Origin of the sequence: Sphingobium sp. MK2 (assembly GCF_040170545.1) — a bacterium.
Taxonomy (GTDB): domain Bacteria; phylum Pseudomonadota; class Alphaproteobacteria; order Sphingomonadales; family Sphingomonadaceae; genus Sphingobium.
Map to the genome: position 1 here is coordinate 20,219 of NZ_JAZDXA010000038.1, position 18,319 is coordinate 38,537.

An 18,319-nucleotide genomic window follows, 5' to 3' on the forward strand; every position below is an offset into this window, starting at 1 on the left:
GCATACGTAACAGCATCGCATCTCTATCAAGCCGATGCGTGGAAGAGGAAGTAAGCCCATGAAATTCTCGAACGTCTCGCTCGCGCTGGCCGCGACCCTGTTGTCCGTCAGCGGCGCGGCCCTGGCCAATCATCATATGGAAAAGAACCCAATGGTGGGCGGCGCGGCCATGTATCCGACCAAGGATATCGTCGATAACGCCGTCAATTCGAAGGATCACACCACGCTGGTCGCTGCCGTCAAGGCGGCTGGCCTTGTCGATACGCTCAAGAGCGCCGGGCCGTTCACCGTGTTCGCGCCAACCAACGCCGCCTTTGCCAAGCTGCCTGCCGGTACGGTCGATACGCTGGTGAAGCCAGAGAATAAGGCGACGCTGACGAAGATACTGACCTATCATGTCGTCGCGGGCAAGATGAATGCCGCCGACATCATCGCGGCCGCGCAGGCCGCCGGTGGCAAGGCGACCCTGACGACGGTCGAGGGTCAGCCGCTGACCGCGTGGAAGGATGGCGATGCCGTCTATCTGCAGGATGCCAAGGGCGGCACGTCCAAGGTGACCATCGCCGACGTCAACCAGTCCAACGGCGTCATTCATGTCATCGATACGGTATTGATGCCCTGATCCCTGTCAGGTGACATGAAGGACGGCGGGCCAGTGGCGGGACATCCCCGTCACTGGCCCGTTTGTGTTGGTGGAGCAGGCTCAGCGCACCAGTTTTTTCAATCCCTCCACGGTATCGGCCTCTGCCGCTGGCTTGTCGCGCCGGATCCGGGCAATGCGGGGGAAGCGCATGGCGAGGCCGGATTTGTGACGCTTGCTGTCGTGGATGCTGTCGAACGCGACTTCCAGTACCAGCGACTTTTCGACTTCCCGCACCGGGCCGAAGCGCGCCACCGTATTCTGGCGGACGAAACGGTCGAGCATCTTGAGTTCCTCGTCGGTGAAGCCGCTATAGGCCTTGCCGACCGGATGCAGTTCGCCGTCCGCCGTCCAGCAGCCGAACGTATAGTCGGAATAGAAGGACGAGCGTTTGCCGTGGCCGCGCTGGGCGTACATCATGACGCAATCGGCGGTCAGGGGATCGCGCTTCCACTTATACCAGAGCGCCGCCTTGCGCCCGGCGACATAGGGGCTGTCACGGCGCTTGAGCATCACGCCTTCGATCGCGGCGTCGCGGGCACCGGCGCGAATATCGGCCAGCGCGTCGAAATCGGCGGCGTTGATGACGGCGGACAGATCGAAGCGCGTGGCGTCGAGTTGCGGCATATAGGCTTCGAGCCGGGCGCGGCGGTCGGTCCAGGAGAGGGCGCGCAAATCCTCGTCGCCGTCGAGCAACAGGTCGTAGAGGCGGACGAAAGCGGGATAGTCGGCCTGCATCCTGGCGCTGACGACCTTGCGGCCGAGCCGTTGTTGCAGGGCGTTGAAACTCGCTGCCTCGCCACCCTGAAACTCGCCGCGCACCAGTAACTCGCCATCCAGCACGGCATGGCCAGTGAAAGCAGCGGCGATTTCGGGAAAGCTGGCGGAAATATCGTCGCCTGCCCGACTGTAGAGGCGGGTCTCGCTGCCCGTGCCGACGATCTGGATGCGGATGCCGTCCCATTTCCATTCGGCGACATAGTCGCTGAGGTCGACGCTGTCGGCTTCGAGCGGATGGGCGAGCATGAAGGGGCGGAAGAAGGGGGTGCCCGATGGGTCGGGTCGTTCGGTGCGGCCTTCCGCCCAGTCGAACAATTCGGCGTAGGGCGGGGTCAGGGAATGCCAGACCTGTTCGACATCATCGACATCCAGGACGAACGCCTGCGCGAAACCCATCTTGGCGAGGCGGGCGGAGATGCCGACGCGGAGGCCCCCGGTGGCGAGTTTGAGCAAGGCGAAGCGGCCCGATGCGTCGAGATGGTTTATCATCTGCGCCAGAACGTCGGGCGCGGCGGCGCGGATGGTGGCGTGCAGGCGATCGACCACGGTAGCCAGCGTCAGCGTGCCATCGTCCAGGTCGGGTGGTTCATTGGGTGGCGGGGGCCAGAGCAAGGCGACGGTCTCGGCAAGATCGCCGACATAATCGCGGCTCATTTCGTAGAGGACAGGATCGACGCGGGCGCGGATCATCTCGCTTATGGCGGAGGATTTGACGGCCTTGAGGTCGAGATTGCCGGTCAGCGCGGCGAGCGCCCAGCCCCGATCCGGGTCTGGCGCGGCGCGGAGGTATGCCGCGATCAGCGCCAGCTTGCCGTTGCGCGAGCGAGTGTAGACGAGGGCGTCAAGCAGTTGGGAGAAGGGTCTCATGATCCCACCTCCGTTCGGTTCGAGCTTGTCGAGAACAGGGCAGGAGCAGTTCTCGACAAGCTCGAACCGAACGGGTGGGGGGATATTTGGTTCACCCTTCCTCCTCCTCGTCATCGCGCCCGACCAGCGCCAGCGCACGCGCGCGGATCTGGTGGGTCATGCACCAGTGGAGCAGCGCTTCCTCGCGGCCATGGGTGATCCAGGTTTCGGTGGGGGCGACCTCGCGGATGGTGTCGGTCAATTCGTCCCAGTCAGCATGGTCGGACAGGATCAGCGGCAGTTCGACATTCTTCTGCCGCGCCCGTTGGCGCACGCGCATCCAGCCGGACGCCATGGCAGTGATCGGGTCGGGCAGGCGGCGGCTCCAGCGGTCGTTAAGCGCAGAAGGCGGGGCGACGACGATAGCGCCGCGCATATCCTTGGCCGCGACGCCCGTGGCGGGGCGCAGGTCGCCCATCTCGACGCCGAGTTCGGCGTAGAGCGCGCACATGCGCTCCATCGCGCCGTGAAGATAGATGGGGTCGCTGTGCCCGCGCGCGCGCAGTTCGCAGATGACCCGTTGCGCCTTACCCAGCGCATAAGCGCCGACAAGAACAGAGCGATCAGGATTGGCGTGGAGCGCAGCGAGCAGCCGGTCGATCTCGCTACCCGTGTCGGGATGGCGAAAGACGGGCAGGCCGAAGGTCGCTTCGGTGACGAAAATGTCGCAAGGCACCGGCTCGAAGGGTGGGCAGGTCGGGTCCGGGCGGCGCTTGTAATCGCCGGTCACGACGACGCGCTCGCCCGCATGGGTCAGCACGATCTGCGCCGATCCCAGCACATGACCCGCAGGGACATAGCGGATGGTGACGCCGCCCAGCCGGATTTCCTCGCCATAGCCGACCGGCGTGCCCGATGCCGTGCCATAGCGCAGCCCCATGATGGCCAGCGTTTCGCGCGTGGCCCAAACATGGCCGTGCCCGCCGCGCGCATGATCGGCATGGCCATGCGTCACCAACGCCCGCTCGCGTGGCATCGACGGGTCGATCCAGGCATCGGCGGGGCGGACATAGATGCCGGTGGGGTGGGGTTCGATCCAATGGGCCATTCCCTCCAGAAGATGTGAGCGCGCCAGCGGTTCCGCAAGCTGGTCACAAGGACGTAACGCTATCGTCACGGCCACGACACGCATCTGCCCTATGCGCCGCCCACGACCCGACTGCGAGGAGGCTTGAACATGGCGGCACCGGCACATCAGAACGTCACGCGCGCGGTGCATCGCCACCGGCATCTGTCCAAACAGGGGCTGCTGGAGCGCGCTTTCACCTTCGCCTTCCGCGGCCTTGTCTATGCCCAGATTTGGGAAGACCCCGCCGTCGACATGGAAGCGCTGGCGATCACGCCTGACAGCCATGTCGTGACGATCGCGTCGGGGGGCTGCAACGTGCTGTCTTACCTGACCGCTGATCCGGCCAAGATTACCGCGGTCGATCTGAACACCGCGCATATTGCGCTCAACGAGTTGAAGTTGATGGCGGCACGGACCTTGCCCGACCATGCCGCCTTCCACCGCTTCTTCGCGCAGGCGGACAGCAAGGAGAATATCGCCGCCTATCGCGACATCGTCGCGCCGCACCTCGATGAAGCGACACGGCGCTATTGGGAAGGGCGCGACCTGATCGGGCGGCGACGGATCGGCGGATTTGCGCGCGGCATCTACAAACATGGGCTTTTGGGTCGCTTCATCGGTGCGGCGCATCTGCTGGCGCGGGTGCATGGCGTGGATTTGCGGCGGATGCTGGCGGCAACGTCGCGCGCCGAACAGCGCGAGATTTTCGAGCGGGAGGTTGCGCCGATCTTCGACCGCGCCTTTGTCCGCTGGCTCACCAGCCAGCCGGCCTCGCTCTTTGGCCTGGGCATCCCGCCCGCGCAGTTCGAGGCGCTGGCCGGTAACGCGCGCATGGACGTGGTGCTGAAGGCCCGGCTGGAGAAGCTCGCCTGCGACTTCGACCTTAAGGATAATTATTTCGCGGTGCAGGCGTTCGGCCGCGGCTATGCGGGGGGCGAGGGCCCATTGCCGCCCTATCTGCAAGCCGCCAATCATGACGCCGTCCGGTCGCGGGCGGATCGTGTCGATGTGCGTCATGCCAACTTCACCGACTTCCTGCGCGAACAGCCCGATGCCTCGGCGGATCGCTACATCCTGCTCGATGCACAGGACTGGATGGATGACGAGCAACTCAATGCGCTGTGGGCACAGATCACGCGGACGGCCAGGCCCGGCGCAAGAGTGCTGTTCCGCACGGCGGGTGAACCCAGCATCCTGCCGGGCCGGGTCGTGGACGCGGTGCTGAACCGCTGGGACTATCGGGCCGAAGCGTCGCTTGATTATACCGCGCGCGATCGTTCGGCCATTTATGGCGGTGTCCATCTCTATGTGCTGAAGGACGCGCTGTGAGCGACCATGGGCGATTGATGGACGGCACCTATCGTTGGCAGCGTCATATCTATGACATTACCCGCAAATATTATCTGCTGGGGCGTGATGGCCTGATTGCGGATTTGGCACCGCCACCGGGCGGCAGCGTGCTGGAAATTGGCTGCGGCACCGGGCGCAACCTGATCGCAGTAGGCAAGGTCTGGCCCCATGCTCGGCTGTACGGCGTCGATATTTCGCAGGCGATGCTCGACACGGCGCAGATATCGGTCGAACGGGTCGGCATGGCGCGCTGCGTGCGCCTGGCGCGGGGCGATGCGGTCGATTTCGATCCGATGGCGCTATTCGGTCGTGCGACCTTCGACCGGGTGTTCATCAGCTATGCCCTGTCGATGATCCCCGAATGGGAAGCGGCGCTGGCCCAGGCGGCGCGCTGCGTCGCGCCGGGTGGGCGGCTGGAAGTCGTCGATTTCGGCCAGCAGGAGGGCTGGCCGGGCGTGTGGCGGCGGGCGTTGTTCGGCTGGCTGGCGCAGTTTCATGTGACGCCGCGCCAGGTGCTGGGAGCGGCGATCGAGAAAGTGGCTGGCGATGTGGGCGGTGAAGCCAGCATAAGGCCGCTTTATCGCGGTTATGCGCTACGGGGTGGTGTGGCGCTGGGCTAATACGACCTCTCCCTGCAGGGAGAGGTAACGAGACTTGGCAGCTTGCTGCCCTAGTCGCAGTGGTGAGGGTGTACGACGATGCGATAGCGCGCGTACCCTCATCCAACTACGCCTAACCTCACTGCGTTCGGAAAGGCTTCGTATCCTTCTCCCTCAAGGGAGAAGGATAGAGTCAAGCCGCGCGCCGCGCCGCCTTCTCCAAATCCAGTCGATCCCAAATCTCGACCAGCGCGCTCACCAGGTCGCGCATCATCGCTTCGGTGTGCGCCGGGCCGGGCGTGAAGCGCAGCCGCTCGGTGCCGCGCGGAACGGTGGGGTAATTGATGGGCTGCACATAGGCACCATATTCGGCGAGCAGGATGTCGCTGATCCGCTTGGCCTTGACCGGATCGCCGACCATCAGCGGGACGATATGCGTCACCGACGGCATGACCGGCAGGCCAGCGTCCGCCATCATCGTCTTGAGCATGGACGCGGCGGCCTGCTGGCCCTCGCGCTCTTCGCTCGACGCCTTGAGGTGGCGCACGCTCGCCAGCACGCCAGCGACCAGCACCGGCGACAGCGAGGTCGTAAAGATGAAGCCGGGCGCATAGCTGCGGATCACATCGACGATCATCTGGTCGGCGGCGATATAGCCGCCCATGACGCCGAACGCCTTGCCAAGCGTCCCTTCTATGATGGTCAGCCGATCCGCGACATCGTCGCGTTCCGAAATGCCGCCACCGCGCGCGCCATACATGCCCACGGCATGAACTTCGTCGAGATAGGTGAGCGCGTTGAATTCGTCGGCCAGGTCGCAGATTTCCGCGATCGGCGCTACGTCGCCGTCCATCGAATAGACGCTTTCAAAGGCGATCAGCTTGGGCGCTTCGGGGTCTTCGGCGGCCAGCAATTCGCGCAGATGCTCGACATCATTGTGGCGGAAGACGCGCTTTTCGCAGCCCGAATTGCGGATGCCCGCGATCATGCTGGCATGGTTGAGTTCGTCGGAAAAGATGATGCAGCCGGGCAGCAGACGCGCCAGCGTCGCCAGCGTCGCTTCGTTCGAGACATAGCCCGAGGTGAACAGTAGCGCTGCTTCCTTGCCATGCAGGTCGGCCAGTTCACCTTCCAGATCGACATGATAATGGGTGTTGCCGCCGATATTGCGCGTGCCGCCGGAACCCGCGCCGACATCGTGCAGCGCCTCTTCCATCGCGGCGATCACCTTGGGATGCTGGCCCATGGCGAGATAGTCGTTGGAGCACCAGACGGCGATCGGCTTGGGGCCGTTATGGCCGTGGAAACAGCGCGCATTGGGGTAGGAACCGCGATTGCGGAGGATGTCGATGAACACCCGATACCGGCCTTCTTCATGAAGACGGTCGATCGCCTGCGCAAAGATATGCTTGTAGTTCACGCTCGCCCTATCCCTTGATGGCCCGCATCCTCTGGGTGCGGCGTTTACCGGTAGATGGCGCGCATTACCAGCGCTAACCGCTCGCAGACATAGGGGGAAATACCGATCAGTGATATCGGACCTTTTGTCCAAGCCCCTATATTATAGCTGTTCCAGGCGGGAAAGACCGTAGCGGGCGAGCGCCGGGACGAGGGCGCGGACCTTGTCATCGACGCGCGTGAATACCGCTATGCCCGGCGGCGGCGTGTCGGGCCAGGACTGGCCCTGCGTCAGAAAAGCGATGCGCCGGGCAATGCCGTCGCCGCCATGGACGAAGGTGAGCGGACGAGGCGCGGCGGCCGCCAGTTCGGCTTCCACCAACGGAAAATGGGTGCAGGCGAGCGCCACCACATCCATCCGATCACCGCCTGGCTGCTCGGCCAATCCTGCCAGTGCGGTGCGGGCAATCGCGGGATCGAGCGGTTCGCCGCGCAGTTTCGCCTCGGCGAGTTCGACCAGCGCCGCGCTGCCATGGCGCAGCATGATGCAGTCCGCGCCATGTTCGGCAGCGAGCCGATCGACATAGGGCTGGCGCACGGTGGCGGCGGTACCCAGCACCCCGAACACGCGGGTTTTGGACGCCAGCGCGGCAGGCTTTATCGCCGGGACGGTGCCGACGACCGGAATGTCGAGCGCGGCGCGCACATGCTGCAGCGCGATAGTGGACGCGGTGTTGCAGGCGATGACGGCAAGGCGCGGCCGATAGCGTTCCACCAGCCGCCCCAGCAGCGCGGGCACCCGCGCCGCAATCTCCGCCTCGCTCTTGGTCCCATAGGGAAAGCCCGCGCTGTCGGCGGCGTAGACGATCGGCGCCGTTGGTATCAGCGCGCGGGCAGGGGCGAGGATGGACAATCCCCCGACGCCGGAATCGAAAAACAGGATCGGGGCGGAGGATGCGACGGTCATTATGGCGACCATGTCGCGGGATCGGGCGAGGGTGTCAACTAGCGGGAGGGCACCGGAGGTAGGAGCAGGGGATAGCGTTCCTGCCACCGCTTGCTCCGAATCCGTGCGTCGAAGATCGCGCGCTTGCTCGTCACAAAATCCGGCGTCGGTTGCAGCCGCAGAGCAAATAGATCGTCCAAGCCGTGGGGTGCATTGATTTCAATTCGCCCGGCTCGCGACAGGCGCACCGCCACGGCCGTAGCCGTTTCTGGCCAGTGCCGCATCGCATCTGCGACATCGGTATAGGGTGTATCTCCGTTGCGATCATGCATACGCGCCTGGTTTTTTACGGACCAGATCGAGTCCGGCGAATGATGGACGAGTGAGGCTTCAAGACCTTTGTCCACTTCAGGCGTAGCTTTGGCCGCATCAAACCAAAGGACGTCGATGTCGCCGATGGGCGGCTGGACAGGGCGGCCATGCAATCGGTCCCATATGGCGTCGCGCACGAAGCCGGCCCCAATCCAACCATCCGCAAGGTCGAGCGCCCGAACGAGCGACAGCGCATGCAACCGGAAGGGGTCGTCGGCTAATATGCGGCTCAATTCCTGGTCGTGCATCACGGCAAACCAACTATCACAAGATGGATCGGAATGCCCGTATCTTGCCCATTGCCCGTTCCGTTCGTCACGCTATGGTCGCGCTTTCCTTCTATCGGCGAGATCATGACACTTCCCTGGCTGCTTCCGCTCTTCGTGCTGGCCCTTGGCTATTTGCTTGGTTCCATCCCCTTTGGCCTGGTGCTGACGCGCCTCACCGGGGCCGGGGATTTGCGGCAGATCGGGTCGGGCAATATCGGCGCGACCAATGTGCTGCGGACTGGGCGCAAGGGGCTGGCGGCGGCGACTTTGCTGCTGGATCTGCTCAAGGGCGCGGTGGCGGTGCTGATCGGCGCGGCGCTCATTGAGGGGGGCGGGCCGATGGCGGGCGCGATGGCCTTTATCGGCCATTGCTATCCGGTCTGGCTGCGCTTTGCCGGGGGCAAGGGCGTGGCGACGATGATGGGTGTGGTGACCGCGTTGCATTGGCCCGCCGGGTGCATCTTTGCGGCGATGTGGCTGGCTGCGCTGTTCGGAACGAAATGGTCGTCGGTCGGCGGTATGGCGGCAGCGGTCAGCGCGCCGATCGCTTTGTGGCTCATGGGGCGGATCGATCTGGTGCCGGTGACGCTGGCGCTGACGCTGATCCTGCTGTGGCGGCATCGCGCCAATATCGGGCGGCTGATGCAGGGCACGGAGCCTAAGATCGGGGCCGCCAAGGAATGAGCGAGGGGGAGCGGTTCGACCGGCTGCGGCTGATCCGATCGCCCCGGATCGGCCCGGTCAGCTATCGGCAGTTGCTCGCCCGCTTCGGCACGGCCGGAGCGGCGTTGCGCGCCATCCCTGACCTCGCGGCGCGCGGTGGTGGCAAGGCCAGCGTGGCGGACGCGGGCGCGGTGGAGCGGGAGATTGCGGCGTCACAGGCTTTGGGCGCCCGCTATCTGATGATGGGCGATGCGGACTACCCCGCGCTGCTCGACCAGATGGAGGGCGCGCCGCCCGCGTTGATCGTTCGGGGCGATACGGCGCTGGCCGAGGGTCAATGTATCGCGATGGTCGGCGCGCGCAATGCGTCAGCAGCGGCCGTGCGGTTCGCGCGGGTGTTGGCGCAGGATCTGGGGCAGCGCGGCGCGGTTGTCGTGTCGGGCCTGGCGCGCGGCATCGACACGGCCGCGCATCAGGGATCGGTAGCCAGCGGCACGATCGGCGTCATCGCCTGTGGATTGGACGTGGTGTTCCCGCCGGAAAATCGCGACTTGCAGGCGCAGATCGCGGACGAAGGCCTGCTCGTGACCGAGCACCCGCCGGGCACCCAGCCACTGGCGCGGCATTTCCCGGCACGCAATCGCATCATCGCCGGGCTGGCGTTGGGGACCGTGGTGGTGGAGGCCGCGCCCAAGTCCGGCTCGCTCATTACCGCGCGGCTGGCGGGCGAAGCCGGGCGCGAGGTGATGGCCGTGCCCGGCTCCCCGCTCGACCCGCGCGCGCAGGGGTGCAACCAATTGATCCGCGACGGCGCGACGCTGATCCAGAATGCGACTGATGTGCTGGAAGCTGTCGGCCAGATCGACCCGCGCATGGTGCGGCAGGGCAGTTTCGACTTTGCGGGCGAACCCGTGTCGAGCGACGTCTCGGCGGGCGAACGCGACGCGGTGATCGCGCTGCTCAGCCATGCGCCCGCGCCGGTCGACGATCTGATCCGGCTGAGCGGCTTTAGTCCGGCGGTAGTGCAGACGGTGTTGCTGGAACTGGAACTGGCCGAGCGGCTGGACCGGCTGGCGGGCGGACGGGTGAGTTTGCGGTGAAGGTTGGCACCCATTAGACACTCATCCTCCGTTCGTTTCGAGCGAAGTCGAGAAATGTTGCGCACAGGTTTCTCGACTTCGCTCGAAACGAAAGGGGCAAAATGAAAGCATCCATGTTCCAGTTTTTCTCGGTTGCGGTGCAAGCCTTCGCTTGCATGACGGCAGTGGTTGGGGCTGGCGCTTGTTCCACATCTCCCCTAATCACACGCACCGCTTGACGCCCGCCGTCATCGCCTTCCAGACTCGCGCGTACGTGTGAGGCATCAAAGTTCGGGGCCGTAAATGCAGCTTGTCATCGTTGAATCGCCGGCCAAGGCGAAGACTATCGAAAAATATCTGGGCGGGGATTTCCATGTGCTCGCCAGCTATGGCCATATTCGCGACCTGCCTGCGAAGGACGGGTCGGTGGACCCGGATGACGGCTTTGCCATGTCGTGGGAAAATTATGGCGACAAGGGCAAGCAGCTCAAGGCCATCAGCGATGCCGCCAAGAAGGCGACGCGCCTCATCCTCGCGACTGACCCTGATCGCGAAGGGGAGGCGATCAGTTGGCATGTGCAAGAAGTGCTGCGTGCCAAGAAAGCCTTGCCGGCCATCGTGGACCGGGTGACGTTCAACGCGATCACCAAGGCGGCGGTGCTGGACGCGATGGCCAAGCCGCGCGCGCTGGACGAGGATCTGATCGACGCCTATCGCGCGCGCCGGGCGCTCGACTATCTGGTGGGCTTCACCCTGTCGCCGGTGCTGTGGCGCAAGCTGCCCGGTGCCAAGTCGGCGGGCCGGGTGCAATCGGTCGCGCTGCGGCTGGTGGTCGAGCGTGAGCGCGAGATCGAATCCTTCACGCCCCAGGAATATTGGTCGGTCGCGGCCGAGATGGAGCAGGACGGCACGGCCTTCACCGCCCGCCTTGTCCGGTGGAAGGGCGAGAAGATCGAGCGGCTGACGATCGGCAAGGAAGGCGACGCGATGGCGGCCAAGGCCGATGTCGAGGCCGGACGCTTCACCGTCGAACGGGTCGAGACCAAGCCGCTCACCCGCAATCCGCCGCCGCCTTTCACGACGTCCACGATCCAGCAGGAAGCCGCGCGCAAGCTGGGTTTCTCGGCCAGCCATACGATGCGGATCGCGCAACAGCTCTACGAAGATGGCGCGATCACCTATATGCGGACCGATGGCGTGCAGATGGACGGCAGCGCCATTTCCGCCGCGCGCGCCGCGATCGCGCAGCGCTATGATGGCGGCTATGTGCCGGACAAGCCGCGCATCTATCAGACCAAGGCGAAGAATGCGCAGGAAGCGCATGAAGCCATCCGGCCGACCGATTTTTCGCGCGACAAGGTGGGCAGCGGCGACCATGCGCGCCTGTACGACCTGGTGTTCAAACGCGCGCTCGCCAGCCAGATGGCGTCGGCGCGGCTGGAACGCACCACCATCGACATGAACGACGCCACCGGCACGCATACGCTGCGCGCGACGGGGCAGGTGGTGATCTTCCCCGGCTTCCTTGCTTTGTATGAGGAAGGGCGCGACGACAGCGACGACGAAGACGGAAAGTTGCTGCCCCGCATGGCGGAAGGCGATGCGCCTGCGAAGAAGAAGGTCATGGCGGACCAGCATTTCACGCAGCCGCCGCCGCGCTATTCCGAAGCCAGCCTCGTCAAGCGGCTGGAGGAACTGGGGATCGGGCGTCCATCCACCTATGCTTCGACGCTGCAGGTGCTCAAGGATCGCGACTATGTGCGGATCGAGAAGAACCGCTTCTTCGCTGAGGAAAGCGGGCGGCTGGTAACGGCCTTTCTGGAGCGCTTCTTCGAGCGCTATGTGTCCTACGACTTCACCGCGGGTCTTGAGGACGAGCTGGACGATATTTCCGGCGGCCGGGCCCAGTGGCAGGAAGTGCTCGAAGCCTTCTGGCGTGATTTCAAGCCCAAGACGGCCGAAATCATGGAGCAGAAGCCGTCGGACATTACCGCCGAGCTGGACAAGTTCCTCGAACCCATGCTGTTCCCGCCCAAGGCGGACGGCAGCAATCCGCGCGCCTGTCCGCTGTGCGCGGACGGACAATTGTCGCTGCGCGGTGGGCGGTTCGGGGCGTTCATTGCCTGCTCCAACTATCCCGAATGTAAATTCACGCGGAAATTCGGTCAGCCGGGCGGTAAGGATGGCGAAGATACAGGGCCGGAGGTGCTGGGCCAGCATCCCGAAACCGGGCAGGATATCGTCAAGAAGGTCGGTCGCTTCGGCCCCTATATCGAGATGGGCGAGGGCAAGGAAGCCAAGCGCGGATCGATCCCCAAGGATCTGCCCGATGGCGAATTGACGCTCGATTGGGGCATCAAACTGCTCAGCCTGCCGCGCGAAGTCGGTTTGCATCCCGAAACCGGACTGCCGATCGTGGCGAATATCGGCCGCTTTGGTCCCTATCTGCTGCATGACGGCAAATATGGTCGCCTGGCCAATACCGCCGAGATTTTCGAAGTCGGCATGAACAGCGCGGTCGTGAAACTGGCGGAGGCCGCGACACGCGGGCCGCGCAGCGCCGGGCGCGAGCCTTTGAAGGTGTTGGGTGCGCATCCGCGCACGGAGCTGGAAATCAAGCTGATGGAAGGGCGCTATGGCGTCTATGTCACCGACGGCACGACCAACGCGACCCTGCCCAAGACGATGGACAAGGATGCACTGACGCTGGAGGAAGCCGCGCAGCTGATCGACGCCCGCGCGGCGGCGGCTCCGGCGAAGAAGGGCGCGAAGAAGAAAGCTCCGGCCAAGAAGGCCACGGCGAAAAAGGATGCCGCCAAAAAGGACGGCGTGGCGAAGAAGCCTGCTGCCAAGAAGGCTCCGGCGAAGAAAAAGGCAGCGGCGGCGGAATAGACGCACGCGGTCAGGCGGCGAGTCGCACCTGATTGCGACCGCCGGTCTTGGCCGCATACATGGCCAGATCAGCGCGATGAAGGCTGACTTCGATCGGTACGGCTGGATCGCCTGTGCTCAGCCCAATGCTGGCGGTGGCGCGCACGATCCTGCCTGATGGCGCACGGACGCGAAGGGCCTGAATCGAGGCACGCACATGCTCCGCGCGGCGTTTTGCATGGGTGCCATCGCAGCCGGTCAGGCATATGGCGAATTCCTCGCCGCCCATCCGGCCGCAGATGGCATCGGGACCAAGCGCCTCGCGGATTGCCTGGCCAACGGCCTGCAACACTGCGTCGCCCGCCTGATGACCATGATCGTCGTTGAATTTCTTGAAATGATCAATGTCGATCAGCAGGAACCAGGTGTCCGTTTGGTCATGCAGAGCGGTCGCACGATCGAAAAAGGCATTGCGGGTTAAAAGGCCGGTCAATCCGTCAATCTGGGCCAAGAGCGCGAGTTCGGCGACACGTTGCTCCAACTGTTCGCGCAAACGCTGATTTTCTTCGGCCTGACGGGTCAGAAGCAGGCAGACTGGCGTCGACAAACTGCCGGCGCAGAATATGCCCACGACAAAATAACGCGGCGGAATGAACATGCCGGGGATCGCCGACACGATCGCCATGATGACCACCGTTCCGATAACGGAAATGCCGATGCATGCGGCGATCTTTTGTTTTGTACCCATGCACCGGGGGCGTAACGACAGAAGGTAAATAAGCGATTTCCGGTGGTTGCCGAATTCTATTCCACCCAGTCCAATCCGATATCGCGATAGATGCCGCGATCATTTTCCCAGTCTTCCTTGACCTTCACATGCAGATAGAGGTGGACCTTCACCCCCAGCAATGCTGACAGTTCCTCGCGCGCCTTCGATCCGATTTCCTTGAGGCGCTGACCCCCTTTGCCCAGCACGATCGCGCGCTGCGTCGGACGACCGACCAAGATCTGCTGATGAATCTCGACCGATCCGTCCTGCCGTTCTTTATATTGCTCCGTATCGACGGCGGTGGCGTAGGGCAGTTCGGCGTGAAGCTGGTGATAAAGTTGTTCGCGCGTGATTTCCGCTGCCAGCATCCGGTCGGTGGCGTCGGACACCTGGTCTTCGGGGAAATGCCACGGACCTTCGGGCATGGCAGCGGCGAAGGCGGCCTTGAGTTCGGGCAGGCCATCGCCGGTGGCAGCCGACACGAAGAAGATTTCGTCGAAGCCCAGCGTCTCGTTCAGCTTCTCGGTATGGACGAGCAGCTTTTCTTTGATGGCGATATCCACCTTGTTGAGGATCAGCCACTTGCGTTCGCTGCGATGCTTGAGCGATTCGATGATCGGCTCCAGCTTGGGGCCGCGCCCGGCCTTGCCATCGACCACCATCGCGATCAGGTCAGCGCCCTGCGCGCCACCCCAGGCCGCCTGCACCATCGCGCGGTCCAGCCGCCGCTTGGGTGCGAAGATGCCCGGAGTATCGACCAGCACGATCTGCGCATTGCCCTCGATCGCGACACCCATGACGCGGGTGCGCGTGGTCTGCGCCTTGGGACTCGTGATCGCCACCTTCTGCCCCACCAGCGCATTGACCAGCGTGGACTTGCCCGCATTGGGCGCACCGACAACGGCGATGACGCCACAGCGCTGATTTTCAGTAATGCTTGTCAAAACTACTCCGTTCGCCCTGAGCCTGTCGAAGGGCCTTACTTATCTACCTTTGATCGCGCCAATGTGGAGATCAAAGACCAATCATCACGGATCAGCGCCAGCTTCTTTGCCCGGCTCCAACCCTTGATCTGCCGCTCGGCTTCCAGCGCCTCTATACGTGTGCCGAACGATTGCGACCAGACCAGTTTCACCGGCAGGCGCGCTTGCGTGTATCCGGTGATTTGGCCCGCTTCATGCCGGCCGATGCGTGATGCCAGATTATCCGTATGACCCACATAAAAGCTGCGGTCGGCGCAATGGAGCATGTAGGTCCAGAAGGGCATCGGAACATCAAGCCTTCAACAGAAACCGTTCGGGCTGAGCTTGTCGAAGCCCTGCTCTGTTATTCAGAAGATAAGGACGGCCCTTCGACAGGCTCAGGGCGAACGGATTTTTCAGCTTCCTCTACCCCGCCAACTTCTCCAGCAGCGCTGCCGCTGCCGCTGTTTCCGCTTCCTGCTTGGACCCGCCGGTCGCGCTGGCCTCGCCCGCGCCCTTGATGCTGACGGTCACGGTGAAGCGCAGCGCGTGGTGTGGGCCGGAGCGGTCCATCATCACATATTCAGGCGGCTTGCGCTTGTTGGCGGCCGCCCATTCCTGCAGCGCGGACTTGGGATGGCGTGGGGCGGCGGTCTGGGTATCGACGCGGTCGGCCCACAGGCGGCGGACCAGCGTGCGCGCTTCCTCCAGCCCACCCTCCAGATAGAGCGCGCCGATCAGCGCCTCCATCACGTCGCCCAGCACATTGTCGCTATTGGCGGCGCCATCGTCGCGCGCTTGCTTGCCCAGCACCAGATGCGTCGGCACGCCCGCCGCGCGCGCCACCTCGGCGCAGGTTTCGCCCGACACCAGTGCGTTGAACCGGCGCGACAGCTTGCCTTCGGGTTCCCCGGCAAAGCGTTCATACACCCATTCGGACACGAGCAGGCCCAGCACGCGGTCGCCCAGAAATTCCAGCCGCTCATAATTGTCCGGCTTGGCGCTGCCATGGGTGAGTGCCTGGTGGAAGGGTGCGGGATCGCGCGGCGCGCGGCCGATCAGCGCCTTCAGCCAGCCCGTCGTATCAGGCCCATGGACGCTCAATTTCAAAAGCCTTCCCCGATGCGGCTCCAGCGCGCAGCGGACACCCAAGTCCAGGGCATCAGCCAGTGGGCGCTGCCGTCGGTGGAGAAGACCGAAATCATCGCCTTGCCGACCAGATTTTCCTCCGGCACCAGCCCGATGCCGCCGCCTTCGACCGCCGGGAAGCGGCTGTCGGCGCTGCGATCGCGATTGTCGCCCATCATGAAGAGATGGCCTTCGGGCACCAGCACCGTGTCGCGATCGTCCGCCGCGCCATCGGGTACGAGGTCGAGGACATTGTAGCTGCGCGCCGGATAATCCTTGCCCGCAGGCAGCGTCTCGCGGAACTGGGGGTAACGGCATTGCTTGCCGCCGCCCGTCGCCGGTTCCTCGAAATCGGGCCGATAGCAAGGCGAGACCGCGCCTTCCTTGGCCGCGGCGTCGATCATGTTCGGGGTCACGGGAATGACGAGGTCGGCGACCTTCTGCTTGGGGACGGCCGCGCCGTTCAGATAGACCGTGCCGCCGCGCACCGCGATCATGTCACCGGGCAGGCCGATGACGCGCTTGATATAATCGTTCTTCTGGGTCGGGGGTGCCTTGAACACCACCACGTCGCCGCGTTCGGGCGTGGAAGCGAAGATGCGGCCGGGGATCAGCGGGACGCTGAACGGCAGCGAGTAGCGCGAATAGCCATAGGGCCATTTCGCCACCAGCAGATAGTCGCCGATCAGCAAGCGTGGCTGCATCGATTCCGATGGAATGTTGAACGGCGAAATGATGAAGCTGCGCAGGATGAAGACGAACAGGCCCAGCCTGGCGAGGAACCATAGGAAGTCCCGCGTTTCCGATTTTGCAGTCATGGGTGGTCGTCTTGTCCCTTGGATGCGCCGACAACGCGGCCGTTGCGGCTTGTGAAGCCTGGCGTCGGGCACGTCAAGCATGTCCTTGACCATGCAAAGCGCGCGAAAATTGGGTAAGGACAGGAAGAATCGACCGGTGCAGCGTCGATCTCGACCAACGTCATAGGGGACCATCGCATGCCCAGCACTGCACTGGCGGCCATCGCCGCACTGCCTATCGCCGACCTCAAGTCCATTTTCACGACCGATCCCAACCGTCTGTCCAAGCTGGTATTGTCGCACGGACCGATCCGGTTCGACTGGTCCAAGACGCATCTGACCGACGAGCTTATGTCGCGCTATCTTGATCTGGCGCAGGATCAGGGCTTCGCTGCCCGCCGCGATGCGCTGTTTGCGGGTGAGGCGGTCAACAACACCGAAGGCCGCGCGGCCGAACATACCGCCGAGCGGGGCGAGGGCAATGCCGACAGCGTGGCGCAGGCCAAGACGCTGCACAACCGCATGCGCGCGCTGATCGACGCGATCGAGGCGGGCGCACTGGGCGAAATCCGCCACATATTGCATATCGGCATTGGCGGGTCGGCGCTCGGCCCCAAGCTGATCGTCGATGCGCTTGATGGCGATGGCGTACGCTATGATGTCGCGATCGTCTCCAATGTCGATGGCACCGCGCTGGAACGCGCGATCGAGGGCTTCGATCCGCACACTACGTTGATCGCGATCGCTTCCAAAACCTTCACGACCAGCGAAACGCTGCTGAACGCGGCGAGCGCGATCAACTGGATGGTCGAAGGCGGGGTGGAAGACCCCTATGGCCGGGTGATCGCGCTGACCGCCGCGCCCGATAAGGCGATCGAATGGGGCGTTGATGAAACCCGCATCCTGCCCTTCGCCGAATCAGTGGGCGGGCGCTATTCGCTCTGGTCTTCGATCGGCTTTCCCGCCGCGCTGGCGTTGGGCTGGGATGCGTTCGAAAGCCTGCTGGAGGGCGCGGCCGAAATGGACCGCCATTTCCGCCTGTCCGCTCCAAATGAGAATATCCCGCTGATCGCCGCCTTCGTCGATCAATATTATAGTCGCGTCATGCACTGCCAGACCCGTGCCTTGTTCGCCTATGACGAACGGCTGGCGCTCTTGCCCTCCTACCTCCAGCAGTTGGAAATGGAGAGCAACGGCAAGGCGGTCCAGCTTGATGGATCGCCGGTGGATGGTCCCACCGCCGCCATCACCTGGGGCGGGGTCGGCACCGATGCGCAGCATGCGGTGTTCCAGTTGCTGCACCAGGGGACGATCCTCTCGCCGGTCGAGTTCATCGCCTCGATCGAGCCGGGCCATGCGCTCGACCCCGCGCATCATCGCGCGCTGCTGGTCAACTGCTTCGCGCAAGGCGCAGCGCTGATGCGCGGCAAGGATAATGACGCCGACCCGCCGCGTGCCTATCCCGGCAACCGGCCATCCACTACGATCCTGCTCGAAGACGTCACGCCCCATGCGCTGGGCGCGTTGATCGCTTTCTACGAGCATCGCACCTTCGCCAATGCGGTGCTGATGGGCATCAACCCCTTCGACCAGTTCGGCGTCGAATTGGGCAAGGAAATCGCCAAGTCGATCGAGGCGGACGGTGCCAAGGGGTTCGACCCCTCGACCATGGCGCTGATCGAACTGGCGCTGGGCGGCGACTAGATAAGTAGATCCGTTCG

The 18,319-nt window shown here is 64.0% G+C and carries 17 protein-coding genes; 7 read left to right on the forward strand and 10 right to left on the reverse strand.

The genetic code is table 11. From position 1 onward, the window contains the following. Window positions 1-58: 58 nt before the first annotated feature. Window positions 59-622 (forward strand): fasciclin domain-containing protein, encoded by a 564-nt coding sequence (locus V2I08_RS15645; protein WP_069064773.1) that lies wholly within the window; start codon window positions 59-61, stop codon window positions 620-622. 81 nt (window positions 623-703) lie between these two features. Here V2I08_RS15645 and V2I08_RS15650 read toward each other — a convergent pair whose 3' ends face one another. After that, complete coding sequence (locus V2I08_RS15650; RefSeq protein ID WP_349635914.1) at window positions 704-2,287, reverse strand: cisplatin damage response ATP-dependent DNA ligase; 1,584 nt, start codon at window positions 2,285-2,287, stop codon at window positions 704-706. Window positions 2,288-2,378: 91 nt separating this feature from the next. Then, window positions 2,379-3,374, reverse strand: a complete 996-nt coding sequence (locus tag V2I08_RS15655; RefSeq protein WP_313924072.1) for a ligase-associated DNA damage response exonuclease — start codon at window positions 3,372-3,374, stop codon at window positions 2,379-2,381. A 129-nt stretch (window positions 3,375-3,503) separates the two neighbouring features. Between V2I08_RS15655 and V2I08_RS15660 the strand changes: the two genes are divergently transcribed. Both V2I08_RS15660 and V2I08_RS15665 read left to right on the forward strand, forming a co-directional pair. Then, entirely contained in the window at window positions 3,504-4,724 is a 1,221-nt protein-coding gene (locus V2I08_RS15660; RefSeq protein ID WP_349635915.1) for a DUF3419 family protein, read from the forward strand. Continuing rightward, window positions 4,721-5,365, forward strand: coding sequence for a methyltransferase domain-containing protein (locus V2I08_RS15665; protein ID WP_349635916.1), 645 nt, complete (start codon window positions 4,721-4,723; stop codon window positions 5,363-5,365). The genes V2I08_RS15660 and V2I08_RS15665 overlap by 4 nt, the downstream gene beginning before the upstream one ends. 172 nt (window positions 5,366-5,537) lie before the next feature. Here the strand turns inward: V2I08_RS15665 and hemA are convergent, their stop codons facing one another. The 3 genes from hemA to V2I08_RS15680 all read right to left on the reverse strand — a co-directional run bounded on the left by hemA (window position 5,538) and on the right by V2I08_RS15680 (window position 8,308). Then, on the reverse strand, window positions 5,538-6,764 hold the full coding sequence (gene hemA / locus V2I08_RS15670) for a 5-aminolevulinate synthase (RefSeq protein WP_349635917.1): 1,227 nt from the start codon (window positions 6,762-6,764) through the stop codon (window positions 5,538-5,540). Between the two features lie 141 nt (window positions 6,765-6,905). Further along, window positions 6,906-7,709, reverse strand: a complete 804-nt coding sequence (murI, locus tag V2I08_RS15675; RefSeq protein ID WP_349635918.1) for a glutamate racemase — start codon at window positions 7,707-7,709, stop codon at window positions 6,906-6,908. 38 nt (window positions 7,710-7,747) lie between these two features. Next, on the reverse strand, window positions 7,748-8,308 hold the full coding sequence (locus V2I08_RS15680) for a nucleotidyltransferase family protein (RefSeq protein WP_349635919.1): 561 nt from the start codon (window positions 8,306-8,308) through the stop codon (window positions 7,748-7,750). A gap of 105 nt (window positions 8,309-8,413) precedes the next feature. Here V2I08_RS15680 and plsY point away from each other — a divergent pair, with 105 nt between their 5' ends. The 3 genes from plsY to topA all read left to right on the forward strand — a co-directional run bounded on the left by plsY (window position 8,414) and on the right by topA (window position 12,963). Then, window positions 8,414-9,013, forward strand: coding sequence for a glycerol-3-phosphate 1-O-acyltransferase PlsY (plsY, locus tag V2I08_RS15685; RefSeq protein WP_349635920.1), 600 nt, complete (start codon window positions 8,414-8,416; stop codon window positions 9,011-9,013). Further along, on the forward strand, window positions 9,010-10,092 hold the full coding sequence (dprA, locus tag V2I08_RS15690) for a DNA-processing protein DprA (RefSeq protein WP_349635921.1): 1,083 nt from the start codon (window positions 9,010-9,012) through the stop codon (window positions 10,090-10,092). Before plsY ends, dprA begins: the two co-directional genes overlap by 4 nt. A 282-nt stretch (window positions 10,093-10,374) precedes the next feature. Then, the gene (topA, locus tag V2I08_RS15695) at window positions 10,375-12,963 is read left to right on the forward strand and encodes a type I DNA topoisomerase (protein WP_349635922.1); all 2,589 of its coding nucleotides are present in this window, start codon (window positions 10,375-10,377) and stop codon (window positions 12,961-12,963) included. Window positions 12,964-12,973: 10 nt separating this feature from the next. Here the strand turns inward: topA and V2I08_RS15700 are convergent, their stop codons facing one another. The 5 genes from V2I08_RS15700 to lepB form a co-directional block, all read right to left on the reverse strand. Next, the gene (locus V2I08_RS15700) at window positions 12,974-13,690 is read right to left on the reverse strand and encodes a GGDEF domain-containing protein (protein WP_349635923.1); all 717 of its coding nucleotides are present in this window, start codon (window positions 13,688-13,690) and stop codon (window positions 12,974-12,976) included. A gap of 56 nt (window positions 13,691-13,746) precedes the next feature. Beyond that, window positions 13,747-14,655: a GTPase Era gene (gene era / locus V2I08_RS15705; protein ID WP_349635924.1), complete on the reverse strand. Its 909-nt coding sequence runs from the start codon at window positions 14,653-14,655 to the stop codon at window positions 13,747-13,749. A gap of 35 nt (window positions 14,656-14,690) precedes the next feature. Next, entirely contained in the window at window positions 14,691-14,978 is a 288-nt protein-coding gene (locus tag V2I08_RS15710; RefSeq protein WP_349635925.1) for a GIY-YIG nuclease family protein, read from the reverse strand. 121 nt (window positions 14,979-15,099) lie between these two features. After that, window positions 15,100-15,783: a ribonuclease III gene (rnc, locus tag V2I08_RS15715; protein ID WP_037476311.1), complete on the reverse strand. Its 684-nt coding sequence runs from the start codon at window positions 15,781-15,783 to the stop codon at window positions 15,100-15,102. Continuing rightward, window positions 15,780-16,619: a signal peptidase I gene (gene lepB, locus V2I08_RS15720; protein WP_349635926.1), complete on the reverse strand. Its 840-nt coding sequence runs from the start codon at window positions 16,617-16,619 to the stop codon at window positions 15,780-15,782. The genes rnc and lepB overlap by 4 nt, the downstream gene beginning before the upstream one ends. Before the next feature lie 177 nt (window positions 16,620-16,796). Here lepB and pgi point away from each other — a divergent pair, with 177 nt between their 5' ends. Then, window positions 16,797-18,302: a glucose-6-phosphate isomerase gene (gene pgi / locus V2I08_RS15725; RefSeq protein ID WP_349635927.1), complete on the forward strand. Its 1,506-nt coding sequence runs from the start codon at window positions 16,797-16,799 to the stop codon at window positions 18,300-18,302. Window positions 18,303-18,319 lie beyond the last annotated feature (17 nt).